The sequence below is a fragment of the Streptomyces sp. AM6-12 genome (assembly GCF_044327085.1).
In the GTDB taxonomy this organism is placed as follows: Bacteria; Actinomycetota; Actinomycetes; order Streptomycetales; family Streptomycetaceae; genus Streptomyces.
The window spans coordinates 1,468,718-1,485,540 of sequence record NZ_JBIQWN010000001.1 but is presented as its reverse complement, the minus strand read 5'-3'; the positions used below and the strand labels follow the sequence as shown (position 1 = coordinate 1,485,540).

15 protein-coding genes are annotated in these 16,823 nt (G+C 73.5%); 9 read left to right on the top strand and 6 right to left on the bottom strand.

The genetic code is table 11. The features are described 5' to 3' along the window. The first annotated feature begins 69 nt into the window (after positions 1 to 69). Positions 70 to 1,587, top strand: a complete 1,518-nt coding sequence (locus tag ACE4Q9_RS06670; protein WP_397987141.1) for an IucA/IucC family protein — start codon at positions 70 to 72, stop codon at positions 1,585 to 1,587. A 22-nt stretch (positions 1,588 to 1,609) separates the two neighbouring features. Here ACE4Q9_RS06670 and ACE4Q9_RS06665 read toward each other — a convergent pair whose 3' ends face one another. Then, positions 1,610 to 2,428 carry a CAP domain-containing protein gene (locus ACE4Q9_RS06665; protein ID WP_397983287.1) on the bottom strand — a complete coding sequence of 273 codons (819 nt, stop codon included), beginning with the start codon at positions 2,426 to 2,428 and terminating at the stop codon, positions 1,610 to 1,612. Between the two features lie 483 nt (positions 2,429 to 2,911). Here ACE4Q9_RS06665 and ACE4Q9_RS06660 point away from each other — a divergent pair, with 483 nt between their 5' ends. Further along, a complete protein-coding gene (locus tag ACE4Q9_RS06660) occupies positions 2,912 to 3,826 on the top strand; it encodes a HipA family kinase (protein ID WP_397983286.1) in 915 nt (304 codons plus the stop codon). A gap of 78 nt (positions 3,827 to 3,904) precedes the next feature. Here the strand turns inward: ACE4Q9_RS06660 and aceB are convergent, their stop codons facing one another. Both aceB and ACE4Q9_RS06650 read right to left on the bottom strand, forming a co-directional pair. Continuing rightward, positions 3,905 to 5,530 (bottom strand): malate synthase A, encoded by a 1,626-nt coding sequence (gene aceB, locus ACE4Q9_RS06655; protein ID WP_397983285.1) that lies wholly within the window; start codon positions 5,528 to 5,530, stop codon positions 3,905 to 3,907. 203 nt (positions 5,531 to 5,733) lie between these two features. Beyond that, positions 5,734 to 6,342: an NTP transferase domain-containing protein gene (locus ACE4Q9_RS06650; protein ID WP_397983284.1), complete on the bottom strand. Its 609-nt coding sequence runs from the start codon at positions 6,340 to 6,342 to the stop codon at positions 5,734 to 5,736. Between the two features lie 137 nt (positions 6,343 to 6,479). Here ACE4Q9_RS06650 and ACE4Q9_RS06645 point away from each other — a divergent pair, with 137 nt between their 5' ends. Next, on the top strand, positions 6,480 to 6,842 hold the full coding sequence (locus ACE4Q9_RS06645; protein WP_397983283.1) for a DUF5955 family protein: 363 nt from the start codon (positions 6,480 to 6,482) through the stop codon (positions 6,840 to 6,842). Here the strand turns inward: ACE4Q9_RS06645 and ACE4Q9_RS06640 are convergent. Continuing rightward, positions 6,809 to 7,411, bottom strand: a complete 603-nt coding sequence (locus ACE4Q9_RS06640) for an HD domain-containing protein (protein ID WP_397983282.1) — start codon at positions 7,409 to 7,411, stop codon at positions 6,809 to 6,811. The genes ACE4Q9_RS06645 and ACE4Q9_RS06640 overlap by 34 nt on opposite strands. Before the next feature lie 37 nt (positions 7,412 to 7,448). After that, the gene (locus ACE4Q9_RS06635) at positions 7,449 to 8,243 is read right to left on the bottom strand and encodes an IclR family transcriptional regulator (protein WP_397983281.1); all 795 of its coding nucleotides are present in this window, start codon (positions 8,241 to 8,243) and stop codon (positions 7,449 to 7,451) included. A 287-nt stretch (positions 8,244 to 8,530) separates the two neighbouring features. Between ACE4Q9_RS06635 and allB the strand changes: the two genes are divergently transcribed. From allB to ACE4Q9_RS06605, 6 genes are all read left to right on the top strand, one after another. Continuing rightward, positions 8,531 to 9,868, top strand: coding sequence for an allantoinase AllB (gene allB / locus ACE4Q9_RS06630; protein WP_397983280.1), 1,338 nt, complete (start codon positions 8,531 to 8,533; stop codon positions 9,866 to 9,868). Positions 9,869 to 9,929: 61 nt separating this feature from the next. Then, on the top strand, positions 9,930 to 11,045 hold the full coding sequence (alc, locus tag ACE4Q9_RS06625; RefSeq protein WP_397983279.1) for an allantoicase: 1,116 nt from the start codon (positions 9,930 to 9,932) through the stop codon (positions 11,043 to 11,045). Positions 11,046 to 11,446: 401 nt separating this feature from the next. Then, complete coding sequence (locus ACE4Q9_RS06620; protein WP_397983278.1) at positions 11,447 to 12,775, top strand: globin domain-containing protein; 1,329 nt, start codon at positions 11,447 to 11,449, stop codon at positions 12,773 to 12,775. A 60-nt stretch (positions 12,776 to 12,835) separates the two neighbouring features. After that, positions 12,836 to 13,648, top strand: coding sequence for an AIM24 family protein (locus ACE4Q9_RS06615; protein WP_397983277.1), 813 nt, complete (start codon positions 12,836 to 12,838; stop codon positions 13,646 to 13,648). 186 nt (positions 13,649 to 13,834) lie between these two features. Continuing rightward, complete coding sequence (locus ACE4Q9_RS06610; protein ID WP_397983276.1) at positions 13,835 to 14,239, top strand: ribonuclease domain-containing protein; 405 nt, start codon at positions 13,835 to 13,837, stop codon at positions 14,237 to 14,239. 227 nt (positions 14,240 to 14,466) lie between these two features. Further along, positions 14,467 to 15,666, top strand: coding sequence for a cytochrome P450 (locus tag ACE4Q9_RS06605; RefSeq protein WP_397983275.1), 1,200 nt, complete (start codon positions 14,467 to 14,469; stop codon positions 15,664 to 15,666). A gap of 93 nt (positions 15,667 to 15,759) precedes the next feature. Here ACE4Q9_RS06605 and ACE4Q9_RS06600 read toward each other — a convergent pair whose 3' ends face one another. Continuing rightward, positions 15,760 to 16,782, bottom strand: coding sequence for a Gfo/Idh/MocA family oxidoreductase (locus ACE4Q9_RS06600; RefSeq protein WP_397983274.1), 1,023 nt, complete (start codon positions 16,780 to 16,782; stop codon positions 15,760 to 15,762). Positions 16,783 to 16,823 lie beyond the last annotated feature (41 nt).

The following is a 16,823-nucleotide window of genomic DNA, read 5'->3' as shown; positions in this document are numbered from 1 at the left end:
AGAACGCACCCCCCAGGGGTGCGACGCTCGAAGGAGAACGGCTCCCAGAAGAACGCCGCCGAAGAACGAATGGAACGCGTGGACCCCAAGCCTCCCGCAGCCGCCGTCGGCCGGCTCGCCGACGCCTATGCGGCCGCCCCCCTGCTCAACTGCCTGCTCCGGGAGGTGGCCGAGCCGCTGCCCGCCGCCCCCGGCGAGCGGCCGGCCCACCGGCTGCCCGGCACCGGGCGGCTGCTGCGCGTGCGCCCCGGCCGCCGGCCCGCCGAGCCCGAGGTGTTCGCGGCCGGCGCCTGGCACCGCCTCGACCACCCCGAACTGGTCAAACTCGTCGCCGAGGAACTGCGCCGGGACACCGGGCTGCCCGGCGGCGACCTGCCCGCCGAGATGATCGACAGCCGGGAGGCCGTCGCCGCGCTGCTCGCCGCCCGCGCCCGCACGGCCCCGCCCGACGACCCCTATCTGCGCTCCGAGCAGTCCCTGATCACCGGCCACCCCTACCACCCGGCGCCCAAGGCGCGCGGGGGCGGCCCGGTCGCGTCCTGGCTGCCGTACGCCCCCGAGGCGCACGCCCGCTTCCCGCTGGTGCTGCTCGGGGTGCGCGCGGACCAGGTGGCCGAGGAGGGCGACCTGCGCGCCCTGGACGCGCTGGGCAGCGCGCCGCCCGGCTACCGGCTGCTGCCCGCCCACCCCTGGCAGCTCGACCTGGTCGCCGACACCCTCGCCCCCGCCTTCGCCGACGGCCGCCTGGTCCGGCTCGGCACCACCGCCTTCGACACCTGGCCGACGGCGGCCGTCCGCACGGTGTACGAGCCGCGGGCCGACCTGTTCCTCAAGTTCAGCCTGGACGTGCGCATCACCAACGACATCCGCCGGCTCTGGCGGCACGACCTGCGCCGGCTGCGCCGTACCGACACCGCCGCCGCGCGCGCCTTCGCCGCGATGGGAGCCGCGACGGGCACGAGCGCCGCCTGGCTCGCCGACCGCGGCCACCGCACCGCCGCCTTCGCGTACGAGGAGCTGGCCGTGGTGGTCCGCGACGGGCTGCGCGCCCATCTGCTGCCGGGCGCCGTGCCGCTGCTCGCCGCCGGCCTCGCCGAGGGCTTCGAGGGCAGCCCGCTGACCGCGGCGGCGGACCCGGCGGCCTGGTGGGAGGCGTACCTGGCCCAGGTCGTGCCGCCCGCGCTGACCGCGTTCGACACCCACGGCGTCGTCCTGGAGGCACACCTCCAGAACACCCTGGTCGCGGTGGACGCGGCCGGTACGCCCGTGCAGGCGCTGTTCCGGGACGCCGAGGGCGTCAAGCTGCTCCCGGACGTGCCGCGTGCCGCCGGCTGGGAGCGGCTGGTGTACTGCCTGCTGGTCAACCACCTGATGGAGATCGCCGCCGCGCTGGCCGAGCACCACCGCGGGTACGACCCCTGGCCCGCCGTACGCCGGTCACTCGCCCGGCACGACCTGCCGGAGATCCCCGCCCTGCTGGCCTCGCCGACGCTGCCGGGCAAGACCAACCTGCTGCTGCGGTGGACGGGAGCGGACGGGGCGGACGCCCGCTATCTGCCGCTGCGCAACCCGCTCGCCGACGGCTGACCCGCGTCGTACGGCCGGCGGCTCACCGGGCCGTGCCGAAGTCCTGTGTCCAGTAGCTGCCGGGCTGCGCGAGACCGACCCCGATCTCCTGGAACCCGCAGTCGAGGATGTTGGCCCGGTGGCCGGGGCTGGACATCCAGCCCTCCATGACCTCGGCGGCGGTGGAGTAGCCGTAGGCGACGTTCTCGCCGTACGCGCTCCAGGAGTACCCCGCCCGCGTGATCCGGGTGCCCGGGTCGGAGCCGTCGGAGCCGGTGTGCGACATGTTCTGGTGGGCCGCCATGTCCGCGCTGTGCGCCTGCGCGGCCTTGGTCAGCTTGTCGTCAAGGGTGAGCGGCCGGCAACCGGCCTTCGCGCGCTCGGCGTTGACGAGTTGCACGATCTGCGCGGCGACGCCGGAGGCGGGGGCGGCCGGCGTGGTCGTCACGGGAGCGCTGGTCGCGGCGGGGGCGGACGCCGGGGCCGCCGCGGTCTGCGCGGTCTGCGCGGTCTGGTCGGCCGGGGGAGTGCCGGCCGACGGGGTGGCGGCCGGTGCGCCGGCGGCCTTCAGTACGTGGTGGTGGGGGTGCGCCCGCCGCGTCGGTATCGCCAGGGGGGTGCCGGGCTGCTGGGGTATCGCCGTCCCTGCGGGCACGGGCGTGTCCGTGGGCGCGGGGGTGTCCGCGGGCACGAGGGTGTTTGCCGGTGCGACGGGGGTGGCGTCCGTGGCCGCGCTCTGCCCGGCCGTGCCGGACGGCCAGTCCGTACAGGCCAGGGCGACGGACGGCACGCCCACCGCGCCGATCGCCACGGCGCCGATGACCATTCGCCGGAAGTGCTGCGTCTTGCGGTGCTTGCCCATGGTGTGAACCTCGCTCGGTGATCGCCGAGCGCCCAGTCTCAGCATGTGCCGGTCAGGACCGCAACGAGCCCGGCTACGACCCGTCCTCGTAGCCGCGCGGCACCCTTGCCAGGCGCCCACGAAGATGCCGACTTCACGATCGCGATCTTTGCCTCCATCCGGCGGACCGTCAAAAGCACTGCTGCCTGGACGAGTAGGGACGGCCGCTCCACCCGCCGGAGGCCCTCGCCCGTCGAGCGGCCCGCGTCGGCCCCAAGACGGACAAATCCCCTATGTCATCGAAGGGGCGTCTACTATCCGGGCCGCCTAGTGGCCCCCTTCCTGTGAGGGATGTCACGCAACCGCTCCGCGGAGCGGACACCGCGCCGGGCGGTCCGTCGCCGCGGGGGATAATCGATCGGGCCGGGGAGCCGCCCCGGCCCGACGCACCGCCTCGGAGCCGACCGTGCGAAGCAAGGCAGACGATCTGTGGGGCCGCGAACGATGCTGAGAGAGGTCACCGCGACCCGCTACGTCGAACCCCTGCGCTCCGGCGGCTCGGTCCCCGGCATCGTCGAGGCCGACGACCTGGGCACGTACGTCGTGAAGTTCACCGGCTCGGCGCAGGGGCACAAGGCGCTGGTCGCGGAGGTGGTGGTCGGGGAGCTGGCCCGTGCGCTCGGGCTGCGGTTCCCGGAGCTGGTCCTCGTCCACTTCGACCCGGCCGTCGCCGACGCGGAGCCGCACCAGGAGGTGCGCGACCTGCACAGCGCGAGCGCCGGGGTGAACCTCGGCATGGACTACCTGCCGGGCGCCCGCGACCTCACCCCGGAGCTGGCCCGCGACTTCCCGGTGGACCCGCTGGAGGCGGGCCGCGTGGTGTGGCTGGACGCGCTGACCGTCAACGTCGACCGCACCGTGCACAGCTCCAACCTGATGGTGTGGCCCACGCTCGGCACCGTGCCGCCGCGGCTGTGGCTCATCGACCACGGCGCCGCCCTCGTCTTCCACCACCGCTGGGACACCACGGCTCCGGGCAAGCGCTACGACTTCCGCCACCACGCCCTCGGCCCGTACGGCCCCGACGTCCGCGCCGCCGACGCCGAACTCGCCCCGCGCGTCACCGAGGAGCTGCTGCGGGCCATCGTCGCCGACGTGCCGGACGCGTGGCTGGCCGAGGACGCCGGGTTCGCCACGCCCGACGACGTGCGGGACGCCTACGTCGGCTATCTCCTGGCCCGCGTGCGGCTGTCGGCCGAGTGGCTGCCCGCGGACTTCCCGAGCCGCGAGCAGGTCGCCGCCGAGGACGCCGCCCGCGCCGCCCGCACCCGCGCGGGCCGCCCGGACTGGCTGAAGCAGGTACCCGACCTGCACGGAAAGCCGGCGGTGGAACACGACGGGGCGATCCACCTGCGCTGACGGCGGACGGGGAACCGGGCGGGAAAAGGCGGGGTGGCCCGGGGCGAGCCCCGAGCCACCCGGACCGTCCCCCAGGGCTCAGCCCTTGAGCTGCTCGTACGCCGGCAGGGTCAGGAAGTCGGCGTAGTCCTCGTCCAGGGACACCCGCAGCAGCAGGTCGTGTGCCTCCTGCCAGTGCCCGGCGGCGAAGGCTTCCTCGCCGATCTCCTTGCGGATGTGATCGAGTTCCTCGGCGGCGACCTTGCGGGCCAGCTCGGGCGTCGCCTTCTCGCCGTTCTCGAACTCGACGCCCGCGTTGATCCACTGCCAGATCTGGGAGCGGGAGATCTCGGCGGTGGCCGCGTCCTCCATGAGGTTGAAGATGGCGACCGCGCCGAGGCCGCGCAGCCACGCCTCGATGTAACGGATGCCCACCTGCACGGCGTTGACCAGGCCGGCGTACGTCGGTTTCGCCTCCAGCGAGTCGACGGCGATCAGGTCGGCGGCCGTCACGTGCACGTCCTCGCGCAGCCGGTCCTTCTGGTTCGGCTTGTCGCCGAGGACCCGGTCGAAGGACTCCATGGCGATGGGCACCAGGTCGGGGTGGGCGACCCAGGAGCCGTCGAAACCGTCGTCCGCCTCGCGGTCCTTGTCGGCGCGGACCTTCTCGAAGGCCACCTTGTTGACCTCCGCGTCCCGGCGGGAGGGGATGAAGGCCGCCATGCCGCCGATGGCGTGCGCGCCGCGCTTGTGGCAGGTGCGCACGAGGAGTTCGGTGTAGGCGCGCATGAACGGGGCGGTCATCGTCACCGCGTTGCGGTCCGGCAGGACGAACTTGGGCCCGCCGTCACGGAAGTTCTTCACGATGGAGAACAGGTAGTCCCAGCGTCCCGCGTTCAGCCCCGAAGCGTGGTCGCGCAGTTCGTAGAGGATCTCCTCCATCTCGTACGCCGCCGTGATGGTCTCGATCAGCACGGTGGCGCGGATGGTGCCCTGCGGGATGCCCAGGTAGTCCTGCGCGAACACGAACACGTCGTTCCACAGGCGGGCTTCCAGGTGCGACTCGGTCTTCGGCAGGTAGAAGTACGGGCCCTTGCCGAGGTCCAGCAGTCGCTGGGCGTTGTGGAAGAAGTACAGGCCGAAGTCCACGAACGCGCCGGGCACATGGCGGCCGTCGGCGTCGGCGAGGTGCCGCTCGTCCAGGTGCCAGCCGCGCGGGCGCATGACGACGGTCGCCAGCTCCTCGTTCGGCCGCAGCGCGTACGACTTGCCGGACCTGGGATCGGTGAAGTCGATGGTGCGGGTGTACGCGGCGATCAGGTTGAGCTGGCCGAGGACGACGTTCTCCCAGGTGGGCGCGGAGGCGTCCTCGAAGTCGGCGAGCCAGACCCGGGCGCCCGAGTTGAGCGCGTTGATGGTCATCTTGCGGTCGGTGGGGCCGGTGATCTCGACGCGCCGGTCGTCCAGCGCGGCCGGGGCCGGGGCGACCCGCCAGGAGTCGTCCGCGCGGATGGCGGCGGTCTCCGGCAGGAAGTCGAGCGTGGAGGTGCGGGCGATCTCGGCGCGGCGCTCGGCCCGGCGGGCCAGGAGTTCGTCACGGCGCGGGGTGAACCGCCGGTGCAGCTCCGCCACGAAGGCGAGCGCCGCGTCCGTGAGGACCTCTTCCTGCCGGGGCAGGGGCTCGGCGTCGACGATGGCCAGCGGGGACGGCGCTGGTGCGGACATGAGCTGTCACTTCCTTCAGCGGTGGCACCACGTGCCAAGAGGCACGAAAGGGATGAATCGCGCCCGCTGTGCGGCCGGACGCTTCTGAGCAGTGGATACTAGTTTCCTCATTGTGGAACTTCAATGGTTTGTTGATGTCGAGATTCTCCGGGTCGAGGCAAGCTGACGCCGGGTGCCACGGACCCGGCCGGCGACACCCCCGTTCACTCAAGGTGGCTCAGGTCGGCCTCGGTGTCGATGTCGTACGGCCGCGCCACATCCGCGCACTCCACCAAGTGGACGGCGTCCTCGTGGGCCTTCAGATAGGCGCGGGCGCCCCGGTCCCCGGTGGCGGCCTCGGCGATCCCCGCCCAGTGGGCCGCCCCGAACAGCACGGGATGCCCGCGCGTGCCGTCGTACGCCGCCGAGACCAGCGCGTGCTCGCCGTCGTACGCCCCGAGGACCCGCGCCACCGCCTCGGGGCCGATGCCCGGCTGGTCGACCAGGAGGACCAGGGCCGCCCGTGCGTCCGTCCGGGCGAGCGCGGCGAGTCCGGCGCGCAGCGAGGAGCCCATGCCCCGCTCCCAGTCCGGGTTGTCCACGAGGACGCAGCCGGCCAGGTCCGCCCGCTCGCGCACGTCGCCGGCGCGCGCGCCCAGCACGACATGGATCCGTGCGGCCCCGGCCGCCCGCAGCACCCCCACCGCGTGTTCGACCAGCGGTCGCCCCCGGTGTTCGAGCAGTGCCTTGGGTCGTCCGCCGAGCCGTCTGCCGCCCCCGGCGGCCAGCACGAGACCGGCGACCTGCGCGGTGGGGTCCTGGATGTCCGTCATGGGTCCTGCATACCCGGCCGGGGCCCGGCTGCCGGGATGCCGCGGGCCGAATTTCGGCCCGCCCTGTGGCGCTCCGCGGGCCGGGTGGCGTTTACTGGCCCGCGCACGACGGCGTGGCATGCCTGGGGAGGGCTGCTTTGCGGAGCTTGGGGCACAGGCCGGGGGCCGGCGGTGAAGAGGACCCGAGGGTGGCGGAGCTGCGTACGGCGGTGTCCCGCTTACGCCGCGAACTGGCCGCTGTACGCGCGGACTTCCCGGACCGCGCGATCGCGGAGGAGGAACTGGCGGCGCTCGCCGCCATGGCCCGCGACGGCTTCCCGGAGATACCCCGGCTGCGCGGCTCCCTGCTGCTCCTCGCGGGCGCCATCGGCTCGATGAGCGCCCTGTCGGGGGCGCTGCGGCAGGTCAGGGCGGCGGTGGACCTGTTCGGAGAACCCGCGCCGCGGGGCCTGCTGCCCCGCCCGGATCAGCCCTCCGACGCGAACAGCCCCCGCTCCTGAGCCTGTTCGCGGATGTGCCGGTACAGCGCGGTCAGCGTCCCGCTCACCTCCACACGGGGCAGCTGGAGCCGGTCCAGCTCCTCGGCGCCGGCCGGCACGCCGTGCCAGCCCTGCCCGGTGAGCAGGCGCATCAGGGCAGGGTTGAGCCGGTCCACGCCCCGCACCAGGCGTGCCTCGGCCGTGTCCCCCCGCTCGTACTCGTGCCACAGCTCCAGGAACTCGCCCGCCAGGTCACCCGGCAGCGCGCCGAACCGCCGCAGCGCGACGGCCTCCTCCCGCCGGGCCTTCTCGCCGCGGTCGCCGCCGCTCCAGGCCGAGGGGTCACCGGTGTCGATCTCCACCAGGTCGTGCATCAGGCACATTTTGATCATCCGCGCCAGGTCCAGCGGCCGGCCGGCCTCCCGCTCGAACTCGGCGTGCAGCAGCCAGCAGACCAGCGCCAGATGCCAGGAGTGCTCGGCGACGCTCTCCCGGCGCTCCGGGGTGGCGTGGTTGTGCCGCTCGACCTCGCGGAGCCGGGCGGTGTGCGCGATGACCTCGAACAGCTCCCGTACGCCGGGCTCCCTCATCACCGACTCCCGTTCCGGAGCGGCCGGACCCGCGGGCCTACGCGCCGGAGCTCGCCAGCGACCGCGACAGCTCGGCCGCGACCTGCTGGAGCATCGGCACGATCTTCTCCGTCGCGGCCTCGGTCACCCGGCCCGCCGGACCCGAGATGGAGATCGCCGCGGCCGTCGGGGAGTCGGGCACGCAGACGGCGAGGCAGCGCACCCCGATCTCCTGCTCGTTGTCGTCCACGGCGTACCCCTGGCTGCGCACCTCCGCCAGTGCGTCGAGGAAGCCCTCCGGCGTGGTGATCGTCTTGTCCGTCGCCGCGGGCATCCCGGTCCGGCCCAGCAGCGCCCGCACCTCGTCGTCCGGCACCGCCGACAGCAGCGCCTTGCCGACGCCGGTGGAGTGCGGCAGCACCCGGCGGCCGACCTCGGTGAACATCCGCATCGAGTGCTTGGACGGCACCTGCGCCACGTACACGATCTCGTCGCCGTCCAGCAGCGCCATGTTCGCGGTCTCGCCGGTCTCCTCCACGAGCCGCGCCAGGTAAGGCCGCGCCCAGGTGCCGAGCAACCGGGCGGCCGACTCGCCGAGCCGGATGAGCCGTGGGCCGAGCGCGTACCGCCGGTTGGGCTGCTGGCGCACATAGCCGCAGGCGACCAACGTGCGCATCAGCCGGTGGATGGTGGGCAGCGGCAGCCCGCTGGTCGCGGACAGCTCGCTGAGGCCGACCTCGCCACCCGCGTCCGCCATCCGTTCCAGCAGGTCGAAGGCGCGCTCAAGGGACTGGACCCCGCCACCGCCGGAGACCTTGGCGGATTCGGGGGTGCTGGCGCTCGACGTCGGCACGGCACGTTCCTTTCGGGGCGGGCGGAGGGACAGCAGCCTACCCGGCGGGCGGTTGACTCCCCGTTTGTGCGGAGCTACGTTCTGCTTGCTGGAATTCTAATTCCGCTTTGTGGAAACGTCCAGGGTGCCCGTCGCTGCGCCGTCGCCGGGCGGACGCCTCTTGACGGCACCGAACCGGGAGTGAAGACTCCTTCAACAGAACGTTGAAATCCGTTTCGTGGCCGTATATCCCGTTCCTCGGGCGTCAATGCCCTGGGCGTCCGACGGCGGTACAGAAAGGGGTCCGGGTGTCCGACGCTGAACTGGTGCTGCGCTCGACGCGCGTCATCACCCCGGAGGGGACACGGGCCGCCGCGGTCGCCGTGTCCGCCGGGACGATCACGGCCGTACTGCCGTACGACGCCGGGGTCCCGGCCGGCGCGCGCCTGGTGGACGTCGGCGACGACGTGCTGCTGCCCGGCCTGGTCGACACTCATGTGCACGTCAACGATCCGGGCCGCACCGAGTGGGAGGGCTTCTGGACCGCCACCCGCGCCGCGGCCGCCGGCGGCATCACCACCCTCGTCGACATGCCGCTCAACTCCCTGCCGCCGACCACCACCGTCGAGCACCTGCGGATCAAGCGGGACGTGGCCCGCGACAAGGCGCACATCGACGTCGGCTTCTGGGGCGGCGCGCTGCCCGACAACGTCAAGGACCTGCGCCCGCTGCACGACGCCGGGGTCTTCGGCTTCAAGGCGTTCCTCTCCCCGTCCGGCGTGGACGAGTTCCCGCACCTCGACCAGGAGCAACTCGCCCGCTCGCTCGCCGAGATCGCCGGCTTCGGCGGCCTCCTGATCGTGCACGCCGAGGACCCGCACCACCTGGCCGCCGCCCCGCAGCAGGGCGGCCCCCGCTACGCCGACTTCCTCGCCTCGCGCCCGCGCGACGCCGAGGACACCGCCATCGCCGCGCTGATCGCCCACGCCCGCCGGCTGGACGCCCGGGTGCACGTGCTGCACCTGTCCTCCAGCGACGCGCTGCCGCTGATCCGCGCCGCCCGCGCCGACGGCGTCCGGATCACCGTGGAGACCTGCCCGCACTACCTCACCCTCACCGCCGAGGAAGTCCCCGACGGCGCCAGCGAGTTCAAGTGCTGCCCGCCGATCCGGGAGGCCGCCAACCAGGACCTGCTGTGGGCGGCGCTCGCCGACGGCACCATCGACTGCGTCGTCACCGACCACTCGCCCTCCACGGCCGACCTGAAGACCGGCGACTTCGCCACCGCCTGGGGCGGCATTTCCGGCCTCCAGCTCAGCCTGCCCGCCGTGTGGACCGAGGCCCGCAGGCGCGGCCACACCCTGGAGGACGTCGTGCGCTGGATGTCCGCGCGCACCGCCGCCCTCGTCGGACTCGACGGCCGCAAGGGCGCCATCGCCCCCGGCCACGACGCCGACTTCGCGGTCCTCGCCCCCGACGAGACCTTCACCGTCGACCCGGCGGGACTCCAGCACCGCAACCGGGTCACCGCGTACGCCGGGCGCACGCTGCACGGCGTCGTCAAGTCCACCTGGCTGCGCGGCCGGCGCATCGTCGCCGACGGCGAGTTCACCCCGCCCCAGGGCACGCTGCTCGACCGCCCCTGAGCCCCGCCCGCGGGCCCCGAAGACCCATCCGCCCGACTCCCGAGAGGAACCCCTGATCACCGTGACGGCGACACCAGGTTTTACCGGCGACGCGAACCCCTACGGAGGCGGTGACCCGTACGCGGACTACCGCACCGCCGACTTCCCCTTCACCCAGTACGCCAACCTCGCCGACCGCCGCCTCGGCGCCGGTGTCGTCGCCGCGAACGACGAGTTCTTCGCCATGCGCGAGAACCTGCTGGTGCCCGAGCGCGCCGAGTTCGACCCCGAGCACTTCGGGCACAAGGGCAAGATCATGGACGGCTGGGAGACCCGCCGCCGGCGCGGCGCCTCCACCGAGGACCCCTGGCCCACCGCCGAGGACCACGACTGGGCGCTGATCCGCCTCGGCGCCCCCGGAGTGATCCGCGGCATCGTCGTGGACACCGCCCACTTCCGCGGCAACTACCCGCAGGCCGTCTCCGTCGAGGCCGCCTCCGTGCCCGGCTCGCCCTCGCCCGAGGAACTGCTCGGCGACGACGTCAAGTGGACGACCCTGGTGCCGCGCACCCCCGTCGGCGGCCACGCCGCCAACGGCTTCCCCGTCTCGCTGGAGCAGCGCTTCACCCACCTGCGGGTCAACCAGCACCCCGACGGCGGCATCGCCCGCCTGCGCGTGTACGGCGAAGTCGCCCCGGATCCCGCCTGGTTGACGGCACTCGGCACCTTCGACGTAGTCGCGCTGGAGAACGGCGGCAGCGTCGAGGACGCCTCCGACCGCTTCTACTCCCCGGCCACCAACACCATCCAGCCCGGCCGCTCCCGCAAGATGGACGACGGCTGGGAGACCCGGCGCCGCCGCGACCGGGGCCACGACTGGATCCGCTACCGGCTCGTCACCCAGTCCCGCATCGGCGCCGTCGAGATCGACACCGCCTACCTGAAGGGCAACAGCGCCGGCTGGGCGTCGGTCTCGGTGCGCGACGGCGAGGACGGCGACTGGCGCGAGATCCTGCCCCGCACCCGCCTCCAGCCCGACACCAACCACCGGTTCGTGCTGCCGGAGCCGGCCGTCGGCACCCACGCGCGCATCGACATCTATCCCGACGGCGGCATCTCCCGGCTGCGCCTGTACGGCTCCCCGACCGAGGCCGGGGCGGCGCGACTGGCCGCGCGCCACCAGGAACTCGGCGGCTGACACACCGTCGGGAAAGGCGAGGGGCGGGCACCGCGACCAGGCGGGCGCCCGCCCCTCGTGCTGTCCGCGGTGCCTGCCGCGCATCCAGCGAACCAGCAGGTGGCAGGGGTGAACAGGGCCGAACGGCCCCATCGCCAGGGCCGGACGGCACCGCGCCCGCGGTGCAATACTGGCGCGTCTTCCGGCCGGACCTCCGGCGCCGTGGGGCACGGTCCGACCGCCACCGTCTACTTCCAGCGGCGAACGGGCCCCTCGCGGCGGTGACTTGCGCGGGTGCCCATGACCCGGCGCACCGCGCGGTCCACCCGGAGACGGCGCCGGAAAAGCGCGCCGACGACCGCCGGGTACGGGGCCGGCACGGGAGGGCGGCGCGCCAGGAACCGCAGGGAGAGAGCCAGTCCGTGAACACCACCAGCAGCGACGGCCGCGACGAGTACCACGCACTCCTGGCCCGGCGGGACGCGATGCGGCTGCGCCGGCGGCTCCTGTCCCCGTCCGCCCGCCCGGACACGGGCACGGCAGGCCGGCCGGCCGGTGCCCGGGGGGCCGGCGGGCAGCCGTACGACGGCACCGCCGACCAGCGGATCATCACCCGCCAGCTGCCGCTGCTCACCCCCTTCGGCAAGCTCATCGGACACCTCTACGACGCCATGTTCGAGCGCCACCCCTATCTGCGCTCGCTCTTTCCCGACTCCATGGAGTTCCAGCGGGCCCATCTGGAGCGCGCCCTCTGGTACCTCGTCGAACACCTCGACCGGCCGCAGGAGGTGGCCGGGTTCTGCGCCCGCCTCGGCCGCGACCACCGCAAACTCGGCGTGCGGCCCGTGCACTTCGAGGTGTTCGAGCAGGCGCTCGCCGAGGCCCTGCGGCGCAGCGCCGGCGCGCGCTGGAGCGAGGAACTGGAGGAGGCGTGGCTGCGCATGCTGCGCTTCGCGGTCGCGGCCATGGTGGAGGGCGCGGCCGGCGCGCTGGCCGAACCGCCGTACTGGAACGGCACGGTGACCGCCCACGAGCTGCGCGGCCCCGGCCTCGCGGTGCTGCGCGTACGCACCGCCGAACCGTTTCCCTACCAGGCCGGGCAGTACACCCGGATCCAGTCCCCGCTGCTGCCGCTGACCTGGCGGCCGTACTCGGTCGCCTGCGCGCCCCGCCCGGACGGCGAACTGGAGTTCCACGTCCGCCGCACCGGCCCCGGCGGCGTCAGCGACGCGCTGGTCACCGGGACGCGTGTCGGCGACCGGCTGCGCCTCGGCCCCGCCCAGGGCGCCATGACCCTGGACGGCGACCCGGCGCGGGACCTCCTGATCGTGGCCGGCGGCACCGGCTGGGCCACCGCCCGCGCCCTGCTCGACGAGCTGTCCCGCAGCCCCCTGCGCCGCCGCACCCACCTGTTCCTCGGCGCGCGCACCCTGGACGAGCTGTACGACACCGGCACCCTCACCCGCCTGGAGAAGACCTGCCCCTGGCTGCGCGTCGTCCCGGTGATCGGTGAGGACGGCGGCGGCGCCGAGAGCGGTTCGGTGGCCGACGCGGTGGTCCGGCGCGGCGACTGGTCCGGGCACACCGCCTACGTCAGCGGGCCGCCCCTGATGGTCACCGCCACGGTATACGGCCTGACCGCGCTGACCCCGCCGCCCGACCGTATCCTCCACGACCCGGTCGACGGCACCCTGCCCCCGGCCGCGCGGCCGTCCCGTACGGGGGCGCCGGCGGCGATCATCGGGAGGTGAGCCGCGCCACGCGCGTGCCGGGCCGGAACTCTTCCCCCGCCCTTTCTCGTTCTTCCGGACGTGACCCTTCAGCAAGAGATCGTCGGCAACGCCATGCAGATGGCGGTCGTCAACCTGGATCCCGGCCAGACCGTGTACTGCGAGGCCGGGAAGTTCCTGTTCAAGACCACGAACGTGACCATGGAGACCCGGCTGTCCGGCCCCTCCGGGGGCGGCGGGCAGCAGGGCGGCGGGAGCGGCGGCATGGGCGGCCTGCTGCGCCAGGCCATGGGCACCGCCATGCAGGTCGGGCAGCGTATGCTGGCCGGGGAGTCGCTGGCCTTCCAGTACTTCACCGCGCAGGGCGGCCAGGGCACGGTCGGCTTCGCGGGCGTGCTCCCCGGCGAGATGCGCGCGCTGGAACTGGACGGCCACCGTGCCTGGTTCGCGGAGAAGGACGCCTTCGTGGCGGCCGAGTCCTCGGTGGAGTTCGGCATCGCCTTCGCGGGCGGCCGCACCGGCATGAGTGGCGGCGAGGGCTTCATCCTGGAGAAGTTCACCGGGCACGGCACCGTGATCATCGCCGGCGCGGGCAACTTCATCGACCTCAACCCGGCGGACTTCGGCGGCCGTATCGAGGTGGACACCGGCTGTGTGGTCGCCTTCGAGGAGGGCATCCAGTACGGCGTCCAGCGCGTCGGCGGCCTCAACCGCCAGGGCATCATGAACGCCGTCTTCGGCGGCGAGGGCCTCTCCCTGGCCACCCTGGAGGGCAACGGCCGCGTCATCCTCCAGTCCCTGACCATCGAAAGCCTCGCCAACGCCCTGAAGAAGGCCCAGGGCGGCGACAAACAGGGGCCGACGGGGGGCCTGTTCTCCACGCACGCCGGATGAGCGCCGCCGGGCGCCCCCACGCATGCCAGGTGTGCGCCCCCCGGCCGTCCGGGGTGACCGCCCCGTGGCCTTCTTGTGGGCGCCCTGCGGAGGAAAGTGAACTCGTTGAAAAACAGGGTGTCCTGCGGGGGAATTCCACGGCGTTGTCGTTGACATGTCCTTGTCTACCCGCATCATCATGGCGGCATGCGATTCCCCCCACGCGCCGCTCGGTTCGGCGCCGCAACCGCAGTCCTGTCCGCACTCCTCGTCGGGGGTACCGTCTCCGCCACCACGGCGAACGCCTCCGTCGTCTCCGCCGCCTCCGTCGGCAGCATCTGCCACAGCGCCCTGCCGCCGCAGGCCGACGACACCCTCGACCTGATCGCCGAGGGCGGCCCCTTCCCCTACTCGCAGGACGGCACGGTCTTCTCCAACCGCGAGGGCGTCCTGCCCAGCGAGTCCTCCGGCTACTACCACGAGTACACCGTGGTCACCCCCGGCGCCTCCACCCGCGGCGCCCGCCGCATCGTCACCGGTGAGCGCAGCCAGGAGGACTACTACACCTCCGACCACTACGAGACGTTCGATCTGATCGACTTCGGCTGCTGACGCACCGCCGACCGACCGCTGATCCACACGGACCTCGCCCCGCGGCCCCCACCCCACCCGACGGCCGTGGGGCGATCCCCTGTCCGCCGCGCGGCCCACCGGTTCCGGCCAACCCTCCCGCGCCGCGAGGGAATCCGCATCCGCCGGGGCACCACGCCGGCGCCGTGCGCGTTCTCCGGGTACCGGGATACGCCCGGTCGGCCTCGGGGGAGTCCGGAAGGGGAGCCATGGACCGACGGCAGACAGTGGATCTGAGCGAGTTCGGGGACGCGTTCCGGCGCGATCCGCATCCGGTGTACGCCCGGCTGCGCGAGCGGGGCCCGGTGCACCGGGTCCGGCTATCCGAGGCGGGCGAGGACTACGAGACCTGGCTCGTGGTGGGGTACGAGGAGGCGCGCGCCGCGCTCGCCGACCCCCGGCTCGCCAAGGACGGCAGCAAGATCGGCGTGACCTTCCTCGACCAGGCGCTGATCGGCAGATATCTCCTGGTCACCGACCCGCCCCAGCACACCCGGCTGCGCGGCCTCGTCACCCGCGCCTTCACCATGCGCCGGGTCGAGCAACTGCGCCCCCGCGTCCAGCGGATCACCGATGAACTGCTGGACGAGATGCTCGCACCCGGCCACGCGGGCCGTGCCGACCTCATCGCCTCCCTCGCCTACCCGCTGCCGCTCACCGTCATCTGCGAACTGCTCGGCGTACCCGAGATGGACCGCACGGAGTTCCGCGAGATCTCCACCCAGGTGGTCGCCCCGACCGACCCGGTCGCCGAGCGCGAGGCGGTCACCCGGCTCGGCGCGTACCTCACCGAACTGATCGAGGACAAGCGCCGCTCCGGGGTCACCGGCGACCTCCTCGGCGACCTGGTGCGCACCACCGCCGAGGACGGCGACCGGCTCTCGCCCGGAGAACTGCGCGGCATGGCTTTCCTGTTGCTCATCGCCGGCCATGAGACCACGGTCAATCTCATCGGCAACGGCGTCCTCGCCCTGCTCACCCACCCCGGCCAACTCGCCGCCCTGCGTGCCGACATGAGCCTGATCGACGGCGTGGTCGAGGAGACGCTGCGCTGGGAGGGCCCGGTGGAGAACGCCACGTTCCGGTACGCGGCCGAGCCGCTGGAGATCGGCGGCGTCCGCATCGACAAGGGCGAACACGTGATGGTCGGCCTCACCGCCGCCCAGCGCGACGGCGCCCGGTTCCCCGCCCCCGACCGCTTCGACATCCGCCGCGACACCCGCGGCCACCTCGCCTTCGGCCACGGCCTCCACTACTGCCTGGGCGCACCCCTGGCCCGCATGGAGGGCCGCATCGCCCTCGCCACCCTGCTGGAGCGCGCCCCCGCCCTCGCCCTGGACGGCCCGCACGACCAGTGGCTGCCGGGCATGCTCATGCGCGGACTGCGGGAGCTGCCGGTGCGCTGGTAGAGGTGCCTGCGGGCGGTCGTACGGCGCGCGTGACCGTCGTACGACCGCCCGCAGGCAGCGCTGACCGGCCCTCAGCACTCCCAATCTCCGCTCTCAGCCGCCCCCGGGCCCCGCCGCCGTCGGGATCTCCGCCATCGCCACCGCCCGCCGCTCGCGGCGCGAGATCTCGCACGCCTCGGCGATCCGCAGGGCCTGGAGGGCTTCCCGGCCGTCGCAGGGGTTGGGGCCTTCGCCGCGCAGCACGTCCACGAAGGCGCACAACTCGGCCTCGTACGCGGGGGCGAAGCGTTCCAGGAATCCGGTCCAGGGCTTGTCCGCGGGCGGCGGCCCGGTCGGTTCGGTGGAGGCGAGCGGCGTACGGTCGTCCAGGCCGACCACCACCGTGTCGCGCTCCCCGGCCAGCTCCATGCGGACGTCGTAGCCCGCGCCGTTCGTGCGGGTCGCGGTCGCGGTGGCCAGGGTGCCGTCGTCCAGGGTGAGCAGCGCCGCGCCCGTACAGACGTCGCCCGCCTCGCGGAACATCGCGGGGCCCGCGTCCGAGCCGACCGCGTAGACGTCGCTCACCTCGCGGCCCGTCACCCAGCGCAGCATGTCGAAGTCGTGCACGAGCGTGTCCCGGAACAGCCCGCCGGACAGTGCCGGCCAGTCGGCCGGGGGAGGGGACTGGTCGCAGGTCAGGGCCCGTACGGTGTGCAGCCGGCCGAGCCGCCCGGCGCGCACGGCCTCGCGCGCCCCGGCGTACCCCGCGTCGAAGCGGCGCTGGAAGCCCATCTGGAGCACGGTGCCGGCCGCCGCCACCTCGGCGAGCGCCTGGAAGGTGCCCGCGAGGTCCAGGGCGATCGGCTTCTCACAGAAGACCGGCAGGCCCGAGCGGGCCGCCCGGCCGATCAGCTCGGCGTGGGCCGCGGTCGTCGTGGTGATCACCACCGCGTCCACGCCCCACCGGAAGATCTCGTCCACTCCCGGCGCCGCCGTCTCGCCGAGGCGGTGCGCGAGGCGCTGCGCCCGCGGCGGATCGGCGTCCGTCAGGATCAGCGAGCCGACCTCGCGGTGGCGGCTGAGCGTGTTCGCGTGAAGGGCGCCGATGCGGCCCGTACCGATGACCCCGATGCGCATGGAAACAAAGTGACGGCGCGGACGGCCCCTGTCAATTCATA